This is a genomic window from Streptococcus dentasini (assembly GCF_053206945.1).
Genome location: NZ_JBRUHS010000001.1, coordinates 269,356 through 287,020, shown reverse-complemented (window position 1 = coordinate 287,020; position 17,665 = coordinate 269,356). Strand labels below are relative to the sequence as shown.

Sequence of the window (17,665 nt, the reverse complement as noted above, 5' to 3'; positions counted from 1 at the left end):
AATAATTCTATAAAAAAGTGGGGGTTTTTACAAGATTTGACTGTAAATGCCCCTTGTAAAAACAGGAGTTTAACAAAAAATAATTATGGAATGGGAAGCCTTTTTAGACCCCTATATTCAGACTGTTGGCGAATTAAAAATTAAATTTCGTGGTATTCGTAAGCAGTTTCGTAAACAAAACCGCCATTCGCCAATTGAGTTTGTCACAGGCCGCGTTAAACCTATTGAAAGCATCAAAGAAAAAATGGCTCTCCGTGCGATTAAAGAGAAGCACCTAGCAGAAGATATGCAGGACATTGCTGGTATTCGTATCATGGTGCAGTTTGTAGATGACGTTCAGGAAGTGTTGGAACTGATTCGCCGGCGTCATGATATGCGTATTGTACAAGAGCGCGACTACATTAATAATCGTAAGGCCAGCGGATATCGCTCTTACCATGTGATTATTGAGTACCCTGTTGATACCATTGAAGGGCAAAGGAAGGTTTTAGCCGAGATTCAGATACGGACTTTGGCCATGAATTTTTGGGCTACGATTGAGCATTCTCTCAATTATAAATATCAGGGCGACTTTCCAGAGGAGATTAAACAACGTTTAGAGGTCACTTCTCGTATTGCTCGCGAATTAGATGAAGAGATGCGCAAAATCCGAGATGACATCAAGGAAGCTCAGCTTCTATTCGACCCAGTAAGCAGAAAATTAAGTGACGGTGTGGGAAACAGTGATGACACAGATGAATTATACAGGTAAGCCTCAAGCTAGGGTCGCCATTATCGCTAATGGGAAATATCAGAGTAAGCGAGTGGCGTCAAAGATTTTTAGTGCCCTCAAGCATGATCATGATTTTTATCTAAGTAAGGAAAATCCTGATATTGTAATTTCTGTTGGGGGAGACGGAATGCTTTTATCCGCCTTTCATATGTATGAAAAATCTTTAGACAAAGTGCGATTTGTCGGTATTCATACAGGACATCTAGGTTTCTATACCGATTATCGTGATTTTGAAGTGGACGAGTTTTTGAAAAACTTACGTACTGATCGAGGTGAGAAAATCTCCTACCCTCTTTTGCGCGTGACAGTTACCATGGCAGACGGACGGGTGGTGACGGCTAGAGCTTTAAATGAGGCTAGCCTGCGGCGATTAGAAAAAACCATGGTGGCTGATATCGCTATCAACGGGACTCAGCTGGAACGTTTTCGTGGGGATGGACTAACTGTATCAACACCGACAGGCAGTACAGCCTATAATAAATCTATCGGAGGTGCAGTGCTCCACCCTACTGTTGAAGCTTTTCAGATAACGGAAATTGCTAGCCTTAATAATCGTGTTTACCGGACTTTGGGAAGCTCTGCTATCATACCTAAAGGTCAAGTCGTTACTGTTGAACCTAAGCGAGTCGGTTCCTATACCGTTTCTATTGACAATAAATCTTTCAACTATCGCAATGTTTCCAAGATGGAATTCTCGCTTGATGATAAAAAAATTAGTTTTCTGTCCTCACCTAACCATATAGGTTTTTGGGAGCGTGTGAAGGATGCCTTTATCGGCGAGGTAGAAACGTGATATTTGAATTCGTGGCAGACAGGCGCTGTAAAATCAAAACCTTACTGCATGGGCACGACATTTCTAAAGCTCTTCTAGCCAAGATTAAGTTCAAAGGTGGGAATATCTGGGTAAATGGCATTGAACAAAATGCCATTTATTTATTAGATATAGGAGATAAGGTCACTATCGATATTCCTAATGAGATTGACCAAAATAACAGCCTAGAGCCAATTCAGCATGACTTGAATATTGTCTATGAAGATGAGCATTTCTTGGTGCTGGATAAACCAGCAGGTTATGCAAGTATCCCGAGCAGTCTGCATTCTAATACGATGGCAAATTTTGTTAAAGCCTACTATTTGGATAAAGGGTACCCCAACCAGCAAATTCACATTGTTACGCGATTAGATAAAGATACCAGCGGTCTTATGCTGTTTGCTAAGCACGGCTACGCTCATGCTCGTATGGATAAACAGCTTCAAGCCAAGACCATTGAGAAGCGTTATTATGCTCTGGTGATGGGTGGTGGTAAACATTTACCTGAACAAGGAGAAATTATAGCGCCGATTGCTCGCGATGAGGATAGTATTATTACGCGTCATGTTCATCCTTCTGGTAAGTATGCTCATACGAGTTACCGCCTTATTGGATGTTTTGGTGATGTTGACTTAGTTGATATCAAGTTACACACAGGACGTACACATCAGATTAGGGTCCATTTTAGACACATTGGGTATCCCTTGCTGGGGGATGATCTCTATGGAGGAGCGATGACCTATGGTATTCAGCGTCAAGCTCTGCATTGTCATACCCTGAGGTTTTGGGATCCCTTCACTGAGCAGGAGCGCTTTTTCGAATCCGGCTTGACAGATGATTTTGAAAACGTTATCATGAACCTACAAACTGATTTAGAATAGAGGAGTTATTCATGTTACGAAGTTTATTTGGCGACTTGAGGACGAAAATTGCCGGTAAGGGAATTAGAATTGTTTTCCCTGAAGGAAATGACGAAAGAGTTGTCAGAGCTGCGGCTCGTCTCAAGTTTGAAGGGCTGGTTGAACCGATTATTCTGGGAAATGATGCAGAGGTCCGTGGCCTCCTTCATGAGTTAGGATTCGTTAACCAAGACTATATTGTTATTGACCCCTATAACTTTCCCTATTTTGAGGATATGAAGTCCTTGTTCCTAGATATTCGAAAAGGGAAGGTTAGCCCAGAAGAAGCAGATAGGCTCCTTCGCGATGTTAATTATTTCGGTGTTATGTTGGTCAAAATGGAAGTGGCTGATGGTATGGTTTCGGGTGCGATTCACTCAACGGCAGACACCGTGCGGCCAGCTTTGCAAATTATTAAAACGAAGCCAGGTATCTCACGGACATCAGGTGTTTTCTTAATGAATCGGGACAATACTGATGAACGCCTGATCTTTGCGGACTGCGCTATCAATATCGATCCCAATGCTCAGGAATTGGCTGAAATAGCTGTGAATACAGCGGACACTGCGAAAATTTTTGATCTTGACCCCAAGATTGCTCTGCTTAGTTTTTCTACTAAAGGAAGTGCTAAAGCTCCTCAGGCTGAAAAAGTTCAGGAGGCTACCAGACTGGCCAAAGAGATGGCGCCCGATCTAGCCCTTGATGGTGAACTCCAGTTTGATGCTGCTTTCGTTCCTGCAACAGCAGCAATCAAAGCACCGGATAGTGATGTAGCAGGACAAGCTAATGTTTTTATATTTCCTGATCTTCAGTCGGGCAATATCGGTTACAAGATCGCACAGCGACTAGGTATATTTGAGGCGATCGGGCCTATTCTACAGGGATTAAATATGCCTGTTAACGATTTATCCCGTGGCTCTAGTGCAGAAGATATCTATAAGTTGGCTATTATCACAGCGGCGCAGTCTGTCGAATAAAAATTTATTGTGATAAGGACTGTTATAAAGGTATATCAAGGTCAGGATTTTTATCCCGACCTCTTCTAGTTTTGTGATACTCAAGGAAAACAAAAATCAGATAAATGACGGATCGCAGACAGTTTAATTCCCCTATAGTTTGGGATTAGGAGTTAGGCACATACCAGCTTGTATCGCTAAAACAGAGTAAGGAGGCATTTCTGATGTCTCGTTTTGACCCTTACGGGGTTTATGTAGCAAATGCTGAACAAAGTCATCTGCGGCCTTTAGCTGTTTCTAAAATTAAATTAGTGGTACTATTTCCATCCATAGTCAGCCAAGCTCGGTTGTTAGAGGAGCCCCCTCCCTTGTTTTAAGCATGAACATTATAGCAGAAGGCTAAAACTTGGAACATTTATACGCCAGTTTTAAAAATAAAAAGATTGGGAGCTGTGGAGCTAAAATATTTACAAAAATGATTTTGAGAGGACCAAAAGACTTGCGATGAGAGGGATTATCAAAAATTTATGAGGAGAAAAAGATATGACAAAAATAATAATGGTTACAGGAACCACTGCAGGGTTTGGTCAGGCTATCGCTCAGCTCTTTGTCTCTAAGGGTTATCGTGTTATCGGTACAGGGCGACGCCTAGAAAAATTAGAGGAGCTGTCCCAAAAATTAGGGGAGCATTTTTACACTCTCCAGATGGATATGATGTCAGTAGATAACATTTCAGCGGCTCTTAGCAGCTTACCGGCGGAATGGTCCTCTATTGATATTTTAGTTAACAATGCTGGTCTGGCTCTAGGATTAGATAAAGCCTATGAAGCTAATTTTGATGACTGGCAGACTATGATTCAGACCAATATTATAGGTTTAACCTACTTAACACGGCAAGTTCTTCCCCAGATGGTAGAGCGTCAGTCGGGTTATATCATTAATATTGGATCAACAGCTGGTACAGTTCCCTATCCTGGAGCTAATATTTATGGTGCCAGCAAAGCTTTTGTCAAGCAGTTTTCGTTAAATTTACGAGCCGACTTAGCAGGAACGAAAGTACGAGTTAGTAATATAGAACCAGGTTTGTGCGAGGGTACTGAATTTTCAAATGTCCGTTTTAAAGGGGACAATCAGCGTGCTGCCGATCTTTATAAAGGCGCTAATGCGATACGCCCAGAAGATATTGCTAATACGGTTTCCTGGTTGGTTGAGCAACCAGAACATGTGAATGTCAATCGTATCGAGATTATGCCAACATCGCAAAGTTTTGGGCCACAGCCAGTCTATCGCGAAAAAAAATAGGTGCAGGGCACCTATCATTAAAAATGACTGGTGAAAAACTTGTCCAGTATCCTATTTTAAAATAAATTCTTAGCGCAGTGGTTGGGAGTAAGACTTGTTGGCTAGACCAAGAAGTCTTACCCCTGCACAGTTCATTAGGTGCTTTAGCACCAATGAACCACTGCTGGCTGGCTTTCATTTTGCCGCAAAGCCAAAGCGGAACATCTGACCAACTGTTTGGGGGTGGGAATACAAACCAAAATTTTCAATTTTTGGTTTTTCCCACTCTCTTTGTTTGAAATAAACTAGCATAGCAGTGAGTAAAGTGACCCGCTCAACGCTCTCCTTGTCAACAAGCTTCAACTCTTTTCCAGATAGTTGATTCATTTGTATAAGGTAAAATTCAAATTGTCTGAGGTGTGGGCCCTAAACCAGAAGAGTAAGCAGATGTTTTGGAGAAAAGGCCTTTCAGGAAGGGTGACAAGCAGCATTAAAAAATGTGGTGGTTTCGCACTCTTTTGATTACAACGACTCACGGTTAAAACTAGTCATCGTCAAATTGATGATCACTGATAGAGGCACCGGAGGTCGTATCAGACCAGCCAACAATAGCTTGCCCGGTCTCCTTCAGGTAGGTGGTCAATAGTGGTTTAAGATCTTGAATATAAGAGCATACGCCTAAGCAGATACCCTCTTCATCGTGTAGTAACTGATAGGATTGTATCAAAATACGGCCAAAGGACTCGATAGGTAACTGTGTATGCAGGCTGTGGTCAGAAGAATTTTGAAGTGCTTCCCAGATCCATTCTGGTAAAACTGAAGGCTCCTCGCCTAAAAATAAATTATCGCCAGAGTAATTATTTGAATAAACAAGTTGCAAGTCTTTATTATAAAAGCTCAGATGATAAGGCAAGTGATTCAAAAATTTTAGTGCATCGTGGTTTAACATAACCTTTATCATAGTGGTTTTATGTAAAAAATGCAAGAAATCAAGTTTGTAAAGCCTATCTATCTGCTATGATTGTTGAACTCTTCTAGCATAAAGCCCATTCATTTGCGGCTGCTCTTTTTAAAAATGAAGTATCGTATTTAATGGATTTTTGACTTGTTTGGAAAGAGAAGTCTAAGGATCATAGGATAGTATCAGTTTTTAAAAGAAAGAGCCTATCTTTGCTGCTGGTTCTCCGTTATAATAGGTGTGGTGGAGCAGAATTGAACTTAGCCTAAATCTTTGAAAAAGTTAGCACACTTTGCAATCCAAGGTTTTCGTCCAAGTTCATATTTTCTCAGTCGAGTTTTTAAAGCCTTTGGTATCTTAAATCTTAATGGAGGAGCATGTTTATGAAGCAAAAGGTTATTTTTTTAGATGTGGATGGAACCTTAGTAGACTATGAGAATCGCATTCCTAAGTCTGCCATAGTGGCTATTCGCCAAGCAAGAGCTCAGGGACACTTGGTTTATATGTGTACGGGACGTAGCAGGGCTGAGGTACAGCCTGAACTGTGGGATATCGGCTTAGACGGTATGATTGGTGGTAATGGTTCCTACCTAGAACATCAGGGACATGTTTTAATGCACCAACTAATTTCTGAACAAGACACGCATGCTATTGTCGATTGGCTACACGAGCGAGGTTTAGAGTTTTACCTTGAAAGCAATAACGGTTTATTTGCTAGTGAAAATTTTAAAGAGGTAGCAAGACCGGCGATAAGAGCCTATGCTAAACGCAAGGGGGCAAGGGAGCAAGATGTTGCTAACTTGGAGGCTGAAGATGCCCTCCACGGCCTAATTTATGGTGATCGACTTTATCGCAATGATGTTAACAAAATTAGTTTTATTTTGTCTTCCTATCAAGATCATTTAGATTCCAAGTCAGCCTTTCCGAAATTAAAAGCAGGTACCTGGGGAGGCAGGGGCGAGACAGCCCTTTTTGGCGATTTAGGAGTAGCTAATATTGATAAGGCCCATACGATCGATGTCCTTTTGAATCACCTGCTGCTGACTAAGGAAGATACCATTGCTTTTGGAGATGCCAAGGTAGATATTCCTATGTTAAACTATTGTGAAATTGGGGTTGCCATGGCCAATGGTGGACCTGAGATTTTAGCGATGGCTGATATGGTGACTGAGGATGTTGAAGAAGATGGTCTTTATAAGGGATTTGAGCGTCTGGGCCTCTTGTCTTAGCAGAATTTTGGTAGCTCCCGCTTGGTTTGCAGAAAATACTTGACAAGATTGTGCAATAATGTACAATATTCTTGTAATCGATTTCAAAAAAATTAATCGCACATAGGAGGAAGCGAGATGAAAGCAGTTGTTGTTAACCAAGCATCAAATGGTGTTGAGGTTGTAGATCATGCTTTACCAACAATTGGACACGGTGAAGCACTAGTAAAAGTTGAGTATTGTGGAGTTTGTCATACAGACTTGCATGTCGCTCACGGAGATTTTGGACAAGTGCCCGGACGTATTCTGGGTCATGAAGGTATCGGTATCGTCCAAGAGATTGGAGAAGGTGTCGAATCGTTAAAGGTTGGCGATCGTGTCTCTATCGCTTGGTTCTTCGAAGGATGCGGTCACTGTGAGTATTGTACAACAGGACGCGAGACGCTCTGTCGCTCTGTTAAAAATGCTGGATACAGCGTTGATGGAGGCATGAGTGAATATGCAGTTGTTACAGCTGATTACGCTGTCAAAGTTCCAGAAGGTTTAGATCCTGCTCAAGCTTCATCAATTACCTGCGCAGGTGTGACTACTTACAAAGCTATTAAAGAAGCGGGCGCAGCCCCTGGCCAATGGATTTGTATCTTTGGTGCTGGTGGCCTTGGTAATCTAGCTGTTCAATATGCTAAAAAGGTTTTCAATGCACAGGTTGTTGCTGTGGATATTAACCAAGATAAGCTCGATCTCGCTAAAGAATCTGGAGCAGACATTATTGTCAATGGTAAAGAAGTTGGCGATGTTGCTGCTTATATTCAAGAAAAAACTGGCGGCTGTCATGGTGTTGTTGTAACAGCTGTTTCAAAGGTTGCCTTTAATCAAGCTATCGACAGCGTTCGTGCGGGCGGTACAGTAGTTGCTGTAGGTCTCCCATCAGAATATATGGAACTTTCTATTGTTAAGACAGTTCTTGATGGGATCCGTGTTGTTGGTTCACTCGTGGGAACACGCAAAGATTTGGAAGAGGCTTTTGATTTTGGTGCACGCGGTTTAGTGGTACCAGTCGTTGAAACAGTTGAGGTGGATACGGCACCTAACGTTTTCGATGAAATGGAAGCTGGTAAAATTCAAGGCCGCAAGGTTCTCGATTTTACCAAATTAGCTTAAGCGTCTGAACCTGAGGGAAAAGGAGTACTTGTATATCAAGCATACGGTGCCATTCGACTCTACTTCTCTGCCGGGAATTTTCGCCAAGCAAATTGGCTCTTTATATCTTAAATAATTTATCGAGCTGCCTACTGTTTTATGACTAGATAAAGCCCTGAGCAGCACCTGCCCATTTTTATATAGATGAAAAACGCTCTATTGTCCCCTTTCAAAGTAGACTAGCAATCCACTTTGGAGAGTGGTTCGCACTGGAGTGTTTTTTATAATCTTAAACAAGCGCGATTTATCAGAAATAGTTGGGACAACAAGCTGAAAAAAAGAACTAGGATAAACAAGATAGCGGTACTGTCCATCTGTTTATCCTAGTTTTGTTAAGTAAATCAGTAATGATTTCTCCGTTTATAATAAAGGAAAGAGTACCTGTCCCCAAAGTCTTTACCATGAAATTGTGGATAACAGCTCCTCGGCCGTTGTTGTCGGCAGGATACGAACGCGATTAAGAGTATAAAAACCGTTATCGGCACTGGCTAACCCTTCATTGGTTGTTACCGCCATTTTATATCCATCTTGTTCAGCTAATGACTGAGTAGTGTCATTGTAACGTCCAGAAGGATAGGCAAGCGCGACCGTTTCTTGATCTAGAGTTTGGTCCAGCCATCTTTTGGATTCACTGAGTTCTGTGCCTTGAGTATCCTCGGCCGTTGCTGATAAATCGGGATGGTTCACAGTGTGACTTTGGAAGGACATGCCGTCTGATTTCATTTCCTTAATCTGGTCAGTAGTTAAAAAACCGTCCTTATCAATATAACTGGTAATGATATTATTGGTGCCGTGAGCCCCATACTGTTTCATGATATTGTAGGCATTTACAAAGTCCGCATCTCCATCGTCAAAAGTTAGCCAGACAATTTTTTTGTTGCCATTAGGTAAAACGTTTTTTGATAGCGCTTTGTAGGCTTCTTCAGGAGTCAAAAAGTAATAACCAGCCTCCGATAGAGCCTTAATATGACTTTCGAAGGTTGAAGGATCAACAATGAGATTGGCACTGCCCGCTTCAGAAGAGTCCATAACATGGATGGCATGGTACATCAAAATAGGAACTTTGATAGCTTCATCTTGCTTTTCCCAATTGACCTTAGTCTTGTTAGATTTTCTTGCTTCACTAACCTGTTTAGGATTCTTAGCTGTTTGCTGACTCTGTGTTTTTTCCGTCTTTAACAACTGGCTGGGTTTGGAGCTGTGATTCTTTATCATAAAGGCCACTGCCCCAAGAATAAAAACAAGGCAGATAATAGCTAGCAAGTTGCGGCTGGTGTGATTATGACGATTTTTAGCAGTCATTTTTTGCTCATCTCCTCTTATAGCGACGTTGATGTTCTACAATACTATCAAGAACAAAGGTATGAGTATCATAATCTATAAATGAAGCATTGCCATCCTGATCAAGATCAGCTTCTTCAAAGAACATCATTTCGTACTCAGGGACGCTGATAAGTTTACGTTGATCAAGCTCTTTTTGCTGGCTGTCCCCCAGCATGTTTTTAAAACCATCAACAAGATTTCCGCTAAAAATCTCTGAAACCGCACCGGAACCGTAGCTGAAGAAGCCGATGCGATCACCAGCTTGTAAAGACTGAGCATTTTCCAATAGTGATAGGAAGCTAAGATAGAGCGAGCCAGTATAGATATTTCCCACCTGTCTGCTATAATGAATGGAACTGTCAAAATGCTCTTGCAATTGCGCCCGTACCTTATCATCGAGGGTTTTGTCCATCAATTTATTAAGTCCCTTGTTAGCCAGTTTAGGATATGGAATGTGAAAGCAAAAGGCTGCAAAGTCCTCCAGACTGAGATTCTGCCGCTTTTGGTATTCGGTCCAGACTGTCTTTAAACTGTCTAGGTATTGTTTAGTCGAAAACATGCCTTGAACAAAGGGGGTTACAGAATAATTGGGACGCCAAAAATCCATAACATCGCGAGTTTGAGCAATATTATCGTCATTGAAAGCGATGATTCTAGGTTGTGCCGTTACCAGCATAGCAAGGGCACCTGCTCCTTGGGTCGGCTCTCCGGATGTTTTGATGCCATACTTGGCAATATCACTAGCAATAACGAGCACCTTAGACTGGGGATTAGCTGAGACGTACAGCTTAGCATAGTTAAGCCCTGCTGTCGCACTGTAGCAAGCTTCCTTCATCTCAATGCTTCGGGCAAAGGGCTGAATACCTAATAAGCCGTGTACAAAGACTGCAGCAGCCTTACTCTGATCAATACTGGATTCACTGGCGACAATGACCATATCAATGGTTGCCTTGTCTTCATCCGTCAGGATTTTTTCAGCAGCAGCGGCGCCTAGAGTGACAATATCCTCTGTGATAGGCGCAATACTTAAACGATCCAGCATTAATCCAATCGAATATTTATTAGGATCGGTGTTGCGAGCTGAGGCTAAATCAGCCATAGAAAGCTGATATCTGGCTGTCGCAAAACCAATCTTATCAATTCCAATGGTCATACATCTACCTTCTATTTGCAAGTTTAATATGATTCTATTGTAACATAAATGACATGAAAGCTCTGAAGGAAAAACTTAAAGCCTCTTCAAATCACTCCTAAACATAGGTTTTTAATTAGCTAGGTAGCAGCTATTGGCTTTTTTGTTTAAAATTCGCTAGAATATGAAGTAATAATTATTTTAAGGATATACCATGACAAAAGCAGATGATATTTTTAAGGACAATATTCAAAAAATTATGACACAAGGGGTACTTTCGGAGCAAGCCCGTCCCAAATACAAGGATGGACGAACCGCTAATTCAAAATATATTACGGGCTCCTTTGCTGAATATGATTTAGCTAGGGGAGAATTTCCAATTACAACCTTGAGGCCAATTCCAATAAAATCAGCTATCAAAGAAATTTTTTGGATTTACCAAGAGCAGAGCAATGATCTTACCATATTAAACGATAAGTATCACGTTAAATACTGGAATGATTGGGAAATCGGAGATACGGGTACTATCGGTGAGCGCTACGGTGCTATTGTCAAAAAGCACGATATTATAACTAAAATTCTCAAGCAGCTCAAAGAAAACCCTTGGAACCGCCGCAATGTCATCAGTCTTTGGGATTATGAAGCTTTCGAGGAATCAGAAGGCCTTCTTCCTTGTGCTTTTCAAACTATGTTTGATGTTCGGCGGGTAGACGGTGAAATCTACTTGGATGCCACCCTGACTCAGCGTTCCAATGATATGTTGGTTGCTCATCATATTAATGCTATGCAGTATGTGGCCCTGCAGATGATGATTGCGAAACATTTTGGCTGGAAAGTAGGTAAGTTTTTCTATTTTGTCAACAACCTCCATATCTATGATAATCAGTTTGATCAGGCAGAAGAACTGCTGCGTCGTCAGCCAACTGACTGTCAGCCCCGCTTAGTTTTGAATGTTCCAGATGGAACGAATTTTTTCGATATCAAGCCAGAGGATTTCGAGCTGATCAATTATGAGCCGGTAAAACCCCAGCTGAAATTTGATTTAGCCATTTAATCATCTGCTTGTTAAAGACTGATAAGAAAGGGTATAGCAGAAATTTGTTTGAATTTTTTCAAATGCATTTTCCCTCGAATTCTGATAGAATAAACGTAACATGAGCGAGCATTTAAAAAAGAAAATTATTGCGATCTGGGCTGAGGATCAAAATCATCTCATCGGTGCTAATCAGACGATGCCCTGGCATTTACCTGCTGAGTTAGCGCATTTTAAGCGAACGACCATGGAAGCAGCAGTTCTCATGGGGCGCAAAACTTTTGATGGCATGGGAAGACGGGTTTTGCCTGGACGTGAACTGTTGATTTTAACCCATGATAAGGGGTATCAAGTTGATGGGGTTCAAACTGTATCTAGTATAGAAGAAGTACTTTCATGGTTTGAACAGCAGGAAAAAGACCTCTATATTGCAGGTGGAGCTGGGGTTTATAAGGCCTTTGAGAGATATTTCGACGTTTTAATAAAAACCAGTGTCCAAGCTAAGTTTAAAGGGGATACTTATTTTCCTGATATCCAGCAAGACAATTACCAGCTGATTTCGGAGGAAGTTTATCAAAAGGATGATAAGAATCCTTTTGATTTTACTGTCTCGGTATTAAGAAAATTAAAATAGAATAAGGAATTAATAATTCATGCAAAGAAGTATCTTTGGAGTATTTACAGCGCTACTAGCCATTATTTGTGTGCTTTGTGCGCTTCCGGCATTTCGTAAAAATCGTTATGGCCTAGGAGCACTGTTTCTCCTGAACGCTTTGACAAATCTTATCAATACCATCCATGCCTTTTATGGCACACTTTTTTAAAGTAGGAAGATTGGACTATTATGGCAGACAACACAACAACGAATGATACAATGGTTTATTGCTCATTTTGTGGCAAAAATCAAACAGAAGTGAGGAAGATCATCGCTGGCAACGGCGTCTTTATTTGCAATGAATGCGTAGCGCTTTCGCAGGAAATCATCAAGGAAGAATTGGCTGAAGAAGTTCTGGCTGATTTAGCAGAAGTACCAAAACCAAAAGAGCTCCTGCAAATTTTAGACGACTATGTTATTGGCCAAGATCGGGCCAAACGAGCTCTGGCTGTAGCTGTTTATAATCATTACAAACGTATTAGTTTTTCAGAAAGCAGTCAGGACAATGATGTCGATTTGCAAAAATCAAATATTCTCATGATTGGACCTACAGGATCTGGGAAGACCTTTTTAGCTCAAACTTTAGCAAGAAGCCTCAATGTTCCTTTTGCTATTGCCGATGCAACAGCACTTACTGAAGCTGGTTATGTCGGAGAGGATGTTGAGAATATCCTTCTTAAGTTGATTCAAGCTGCGGATTTTAATATTGAACGAGCTGAGCGCGGCATTATTTACGTGGATGAAATTGATAAGATTGCCAAAAAGGGAGAAAATGTTTCGATTACCCGCGATGTATCTGGAGAAGGGGTTCAACAGGCTCTCCTCAAAATCATTGAAGGAACTGTTGCAAGTGTTCCACCTCAGGGAGGACGCAAGCACCCTAATCAAGAGATGATCCAAATTGATACTAAAAATATTCTCTTCATTGTGGGCGGAGCTTTCGATGGTATTGAAGATATTGTTAAACAGCGTCTCGGTGAGAAAGTCATTGGTTTTGGTCAGAATAATATAAACTTAGATGACGATGCTTCTTACATGCAGCAAATTATCTCAGAGGATATTCAAAAATTTGGTTTGATCCCTGAATTTATTGGTCGCTTACCTGTTTTGGCAGCCTTGGAACAGCTAACTGTGGAAGACCTTGTTCGTATTTTGACGGAGCCTAAAAATGCTCTGGTTAAACAATATAAAACCTTACTTTCTTATGATGGTGTTGATTTAGAGTTTGACAAGGAAGCTTTGGAAGCCATTGCTGCCAAAGCCATTGATCGTAAGACCGGTGCCCGTGGACTGCGCTCTATTATTGAAGAGACAATGATGGATATCATGTTTGAGATTCCGAGTCAGGAAGAGGTAGCTAGTGTGCGTGTCACAAAAGCTGCTGTCGACGGCACCGACAAACCGATTTTAAAAACAGCCTAGAAAAGAAGATAGACGATGACGGACGAGCAATTTTTAAATACCCATAACGCTTCAATTTTACTCAGCGCTGCTAATAAATCTCATTATCCTAAGGATGACCTGCCGGAAGTTGCCTTGGCCGGCCGTTCTAATGTCGGGAAATCCAGTTTCATCAATACACTGTTGGGGCGTAAAAATCTGGCGCGTACCTCCAGTAAGCCTGGAAAGACACAGCTGCTCAATTTTTATAATATTGATGATAAGCTGCGCTTCGTAGATGTTCCGGGATACGGTTATGCCAAAGTATCTAAGTCTGAGCGAGCTAAATGGGGCAAAATGATTGAAGAGTATCTAGTGACACGCGATAATTTGCGTGTAGTTGTTAGTTTAGTAGATATGCGTCACGCACCGACAGCGGATGATATTCAGATGTATGAATTTCTTAAATACTATGAAATTCCTGTTATTATGGTGGCAACTAAAGCTGATAAAATTCCTCGGGGTAAATGGAATAAGCAGGAATCTCTTATCAAAAAAGCTTTTAATTTTGAGCATGATGACTATTTTATTGTCTTTTCTTCCCAGACTCGTCAAGGGTATGATCAGGCTTGGGATACTATTTTAGAGTGTCTGTAAAGAGGAGGGCAAAAACTTGTCCAGTATTCTTGTTTTGGTATAAGTCTTTGGCCCAGTGATTGGCTAGCTTTCTTTTTGTCACAAAGCCAAGGCAGAAAACCTAAATAAATGTGATGAACAGCGTTCATCTTATTTCCCGATTAAAAAGGTCTGGGGAGAGACAGAGACCGTTTCAGGTCACCGCCTAGAAATTAGGGAGTGGTGAGAACCAAAATTTTCAATTTTTGGGTTCTTTCCCCACTCCCTTTTTCATACTTTTTGCGCTTTTTCCTTTTTATAGTAAGGATAATACGTAATATTAATTATGTAAAACAATAGCGGCTATAATATTTCTGCGCCCTCAATTTCTGAAAGTTTAATATGACGATAAAAGCTTTTTTGTGTTTATGGTCGCTTTTTTTACTTTTTTAAGCTAAAATATTATGAGGAATATAACGAGAGAAAATAGAAAATGACGCAAAAAATTGGACTTGGACGTGCCCACAGCAAAATTATCCTAATTGGTGAGCACTCAGTGGTTTATGGGTATTCAGCCATAGCCCTGCCTTTGAAAAATATTGAAGTCGTTTGCCGTGTGCAGGAAGCCCAGAAGCCCATGGAGATTGATATTGCTGATCCTTTGTCAACTGCGGTTTTTGCTGCTTTGGAATACCTAGAGAAGGCAGATGAAAAGCTATCAATTGTGATTGAATCTAATGTTCCTGAAAAACGAGGGATGGGGTCATCAGCGGCAGTAGCTATCGCAGCTATTCGAGCAGTGTTTGATTATTTCGACAGATCCTTATCAGGTCCAGTTCTGGAAATGCTAGCTAATCAGGCAGAAATTATTGCTCATGAAAATCCTAGTGGCTTGGATGCAAAGACATGCTTGAGCGACACTGCTATCAAATTTATCCGAAATTTAGGATTTTCAGAGATGCCTATTGATTTGGGGGCTTACCTAGTGATTGCTGATACAGGTATCCATGGGCATACACGCGAGGCGGTTCAAAAGGTACGTAATTTGGAAGAAAAAGCCCTACCCTATTTACACCGTCTGGGTGACTTGGCAAATCTTATTGAAGTGGGAATATTGGCCAAGGATTTGTCTGTGATTGGGCAGGCAATGAGTCAAGCCCATCAAGAATTGGATCTCTTAGGGGTTTCGAGTCCAGAAGCCAATCACTTAGTCCAAGTCGCCCAAGCTAAAGGGGCAATTGGTGCAAAAATGAGTGGGGGAGGCTTAGGTGGCTGTATTATTGCACTTTGCCGATATGAAAAAGAAGCACAGGATATGTCTCACATGCTAAAAAAAGAAGGAGCGGCCAATACGTGGATAGAAAGTCTGTAAATGTAAAATCCTATGCCAATATTGCTATTGTCAAATACTGGGGGAAGGCTGACACACGAAAGATGATTCCAGCTACTAGCAGCATTTCGCTAACTTTGGAAAATATGTATACAGAGACTAGTCTGTCTTTCTTACCAGAAACTGCTGAAGCAGACCAATTTTACATTGATGGAGTTTTGCAGAGTCAAGCTGAGCATGACAAGATGACGAAAATCGTTGATTTTTTCCGCAAGGATCGAAAAGATCGTGTCTGTATTGATACTGTTAATAATATGCCGACTGCAGCAGGACTTTCCTCCAGTTCCAGCGGTTTATCAGCCTTGGTTAAGGCTTGCAACCAACTGTTTGATTTTGGTCTTAATCAAACCCAGCTGGCTCAATATGCCAAGTTCGCCTCAGGATCATCTGCTCGTTCATTCTTTGGACCACTTTCGGCTTGGGATAAGGATACAGGTGAGATTTATCAGGTGAAAACCGACTTAGAATTGGCTATGATTATGCTAGTTTTAAATGATCAGCCCAAAACTATTTCCAGTCGTGAAGGAATGAAACGCTGTACAGAAACGTCTAGCAATTTTGAACAATGGGTCCGGCAGTCTGAAATTGATTATCAGGATATGTTGACCTACCTAGCTAGAAATGATTTTCATAAGGTCGGCCAGTTAGCAGAATCCAATGCCTTGCTGATGCATGCAACAACGAGTGCAGCTCAGCCTCCATTTTCATACTTAACTCAGGAATCTTACAAAGCTATGGAGTTTGTTAAATCATTACGCCAGCAGGGGTATAGTTGCTATTTTACTATGGATGCAGGGCCAAATGTTAAAGTTCTCTGCCGTCAGGAGGACCTAGATCAACTCGTCCCGATTTTTCAGGAACACTATCGTACGATAGTATCAAAAACAAAGGATCCTGCTCATGACTAAATATAGCGTACAGACTGGCGGTAAGCTCTATATCGCAGGTGAATATGCTATTTTGACGCCAGGACAAGTGGCTCTTATCAAGCATATCCCAATTTATATGAGTGCAGAGATTGAGTCAGCATCTCGCTACCAGCTGAGCTCAGATATGTTCGGCTACATTGCCGATATGACGCCAGACAGTAGCTATGCCTTGATCCAGGAAACGATAACTGTTGCTAATTCCTTTCTAGTCAGTCAAGGGCTGAAGCCTCACCCCTTTGCTCTTACTGTCAGTGGCAAAATGGAGAAGGAGGGTAAAAAAATTGGGATAGGCTCTAGTGGTAGTGTAACGCTGCTGGTTTTGAAGGCAATGGCAGCTTTATACCATCAAGATTGGTCGGAGGAACTCCTTTTTAAATTGGCAGCCTATACCTTGCTCAAGCGAGGAGATAATGGTTCTATGGGTGACTTGGCCTGCATTGCCTACGAGAATTTAATTCTTTTTACCTCTTTTGACCGCTCCCAAATACGCAGCTGGATTGAGACTGCTGATTTAGGGGATGTTTTAAAGAGAGACTGGGGCTATCGTATTGAACCAATTAAAACTGCTCTCAATTGTGATTTTTTGGTAGGATGGACCAAGAAGCCTGCCATTTCTGCGAACATGATTAATCAAGTGAAGTCAGCCATTACCCCTCGTTTTTTAGAGCAGACGCAGGCAGCTGTTATGTCTGTAGCAGAGGGTCTAAAAGTTGGGGACAAGGGAGCCATTAAGGAGCAGTTACAAAGGGTTAGCCAATTGTTGAAAGATCTCCACCCAGCCATTTATACTCAGGAACTATTGAATTTAGAGGCGGCCGCAGAAAATTTAGATGCTGTTGCTAAATCCTCGGGTGCAGGTGGTGGCGACTGTGGTATCGCTCTGTCTTTTGACGAGGTTCATAGTTGCATTCTGGAAAAACAGTGGCGAGAAAAAGATATTGAAATACTACATAGAGAGAAATGGTGAGTTGGTGAGCTAGCTCCTTGAATCCTTGGCGATCTACTTTTTATAGTTTGTTGCCAATAGAACCGCCGATAATTTGTCTGGTAGAAAATTGCTGTAGCTGGCACAATTCCAGCTGATCCAACGCTTTAAAATTATAGATAGAGCGTTTGTGCCAGT

General features: G+C 41.4%; 19 protein-coding genes. 15 read left to right on the top strand and 4 right to left on the bottom strand.

Annotated elements, in window-relative coordinates; genetic code table 11:
- Window positions 1-85: 85 nt before the first annotated feature.
- The 6 genes from yjbM (at window position 86) to ACVR1G_RS01370 (ending at window position 4,740) form a co-directional block, all read left to right on the top strand.
- On the top strand, window positions 86-751 hold the full coding sequence (gene yjbM / locus ACVR1G_RS01395; RefSeq protein WP_447451434.1) for a GTP diphosphokinase: 666 nt from the start codon (window positions 86-88) through the stop codon (window positions 749-751).
- Window positions 726-1,565: an NAD kinase gene (locus ACVR1G_RS01390; protein ID WP_447451433.1), complete on the top strand. Its 840-nt coding sequence runs from the start codon at window positions 726-728 to the stop codon at window positions 1,563-1,565. The genes yjbM and ACVR1G_RS01390 overlap by 26 nt, the downstream gene beginning before the upstream one ends.
- A complete protein-coding gene (locus ACVR1G_RS01385) occupies window positions 1,562-2,464 on the top strand; it encodes an RluA family pseudouridine synthase (RefSeq protein ID WP_447451432.1) in 903 nt (300 codons plus the stop codon). The genes ACVR1G_RS01390 and ACVR1G_RS01385 overlap by 4 nt, the downstream gene beginning before the upstream one ends.
- An 11-nt stretch (window positions 2,465-2,475) precedes the next feature.
- Window positions 2,476-3,459 (top strand): phosphate acetyltransferase, encoded by a 984-nt coding sequence (pta, locus tag ACVR1G_RS01380; protein WP_447451431.1) that lies wholly within the window; start codon window positions 2,476-2,478, stop codon window positions 3,457-3,459.
- Window positions 3,460-3,662: 203 nt separating this feature from the next.
- A complete protein-coding gene (locus ACVR1G_RS01375) occupies window positions 3,663-3,815 on the top strand; it encodes a hypothetical protein (protein ID WP_447451430.1) in 153 nt (50 codons plus the stop codon).
- Window positions 3,816-3,981: 166 nt separating this feature from the next.
- The gene (locus ACVR1G_RS01370; RefSeq protein WP_447451429.1) at window positions 3,982-4,740 is read left to right on the top strand and encodes an SDR family oxidoreductase; all 759 of its coding nucleotides are present in this window, start codon (window positions 3,982-3,984) and stop codon (window positions 4,738-4,740) included.
- Window positions 4,741-4,914: 174 nt separating this feature from the next.
- Here ACVR1G_RS01370 and ACVR1G_RS01365 read toward each other — a convergent pair whose 3' ends face one another.
- Together ACVR1G_RS01365 and ACVR1G_RS01360 are read right to left on the bottom strand one after the other, a co-directional pair.
- Window positions 4,915-5,106 carry a hypothetical protein gene (locus tag ACVR1G_RS01365; RefSeq protein ID WP_447451428.1) on the bottom strand — a complete coding sequence of 64 codons (192 nt, stop codon included), beginning with the start codon at window positions 5,104-5,106 and terminating at the stop codon, window positions 4,915-4,917.
- Window positions 5,107-5,263: 157 nt separating this feature from the next.
- On the bottom strand, window positions 5,264-5,668 hold the full coding sequence (locus ACVR1G_RS01360) for a sodium transporter (RefSeq protein ID WP_447451427.1): 405 nt from the start codon (window positions 5,666-5,668) through the stop codon (window positions 5,264-5,266).
- 392 nt (window positions 5,669-6,060) lie between these two features.
- Between ACVR1G_RS01360 and ACVR1G_RS01355 the strand changes: the two genes are divergently transcribed.
- Entirely contained in the window at window positions 6,061-6,906 is an 846-nt protein-coding gene (locus tag ACVR1G_RS01355; protein WP_447451426.1) for an HAD family hydrolase, read from the top strand.
- 117 nt (window positions 6,907-7,023) lie between these two features.
- On the top strand, window positions 7,024-8,046 hold the full coding sequence (gene adhP / locus ACVR1G_RS01350; RefSeq protein WP_447451425.1) for an alcohol dehydrogenase AdhP: 1,023 nt from the start codon (window positions 7,024-7,026) through the stop codon (window positions 8,044-8,046).
- 435 nt (window positions 8,047-8,481) lie between these two features.
- Here the strand turns inward: adhP and ACVR1G_RS01345 are convergent, their stop codons facing one another.
- Both ACVR1G_RS01345 and ACVR1G_RS01340 read right to left on the bottom strand, forming a co-directional pair.
- Entirely contained in the window at window positions 8,482-9,387 is a 906-nt protein-coding gene (locus ACVR1G_RS01345; protein ID WP_447451424.1) for a polysaccharide deacetylase family protein, read from the bottom strand.
- 7 nt (window positions 9,388-9,394) lie between these two features.
- Window positions 9,395-10,561 (bottom strand): hydroxymethylglutaryl-CoA synthase, encoded by a 1,167-nt coding sequence (locus ACVR1G_RS01340; protein ID WP_447451423.1) that lies wholly within the window; start codon window positions 10,559-10,561, stop codon window positions 9,395-9,397.
- A gap of 193 nt (window positions 10,562-10,754) precedes the next feature.
- Between ACVR1G_RS01340 and ACVR1G_RS01335 the strand changes: the two genes are divergently transcribed.
- From ACVR1G_RS01335 to ACVR1G_RS01305, 7 genes are all read left to right on the top strand, one after another.
- Entirely contained in the window at window positions 10,755-11,594 is an 840-nt protein-coding gene (locus ACVR1G_RS01335) for a thymidylate synthase (protein ID WP_447451422.1), read from the top strand.
- Between the two features lie 100 nt (window positions 11,595-11,694).
- Window positions 11,695-12,207, top strand: a complete 513-nt coding sequence (locus ACVR1G_RS01330) for a dihydrofolate reductase (RefSeq protein WP_447451421.1) — start codon at window positions 11,695-11,697, stop codon at window positions 12,205-12,207.
- Window positions 12,208-12,417: 210 nt separating this feature from the next.
- Window positions 12,418-13,650: an ATP-dependent Clp protease ATP-binding subunit ClpX gene (clpX, locus tag ACVR1G_RS01325; RefSeq protein WP_447451420.1), complete on the top strand. Its 1,233-nt coding sequence runs from the start codon at window positions 12,418-12,420 to the stop codon at window positions 13,648-13,650.
- Window positions 13,651-13,665: 15 nt separating this feature from the next.
- Window positions 13,666-14,265 (top strand): ribosome biogenesis GTP-binding protein YihA/YsxC, encoded by a 600-nt coding sequence (yihA, locus tag ACVR1G_RS01320; protein WP_447451419.1) that lies wholly within the window; start codon window positions 13,666-13,668, stop codon window positions 14,263-14,265.
- A 451-nt stretch (window positions 14,266-14,716) separates the two neighbouring features.
- On the top strand, window positions 14,717-15,595 hold the full coding sequence (gene mvk / locus ACVR1G_RS01315; RefSeq protein ID WP_447451418.1) for a mevalonate kinase: 879 nt from the start codon (window positions 14,717-14,719) through the stop codon (window positions 15,593-15,595).
- Complete coding sequence (gene mvaD / locus ACVR1G_RS01310) at window positions 15,577-16,521, top strand: diphosphomevalonate decarboxylase (protein ID WP_447451417.1); 945 nt, start codon at window positions 15,577-15,579, stop codon at window positions 16,519-16,521. Before mvk ends, mvaD begins: the two co-directional genes overlap by 19 nt.
- Window positions 16,514-17,509, top strand: a complete 996-nt coding sequence (locus ACVR1G_RS01305) for a phosphomevalonate kinase (protein ID WP_447451416.1) — start codon at window positions 16,514-16,516, stop codon at window positions 17,507-17,509. Before mvaD ends, ACVR1G_RS01305 begins: the two co-directional genes overlap by 8 nt.
- Window positions 17,510-17,665: the final 156 nt, after the last annotated feature.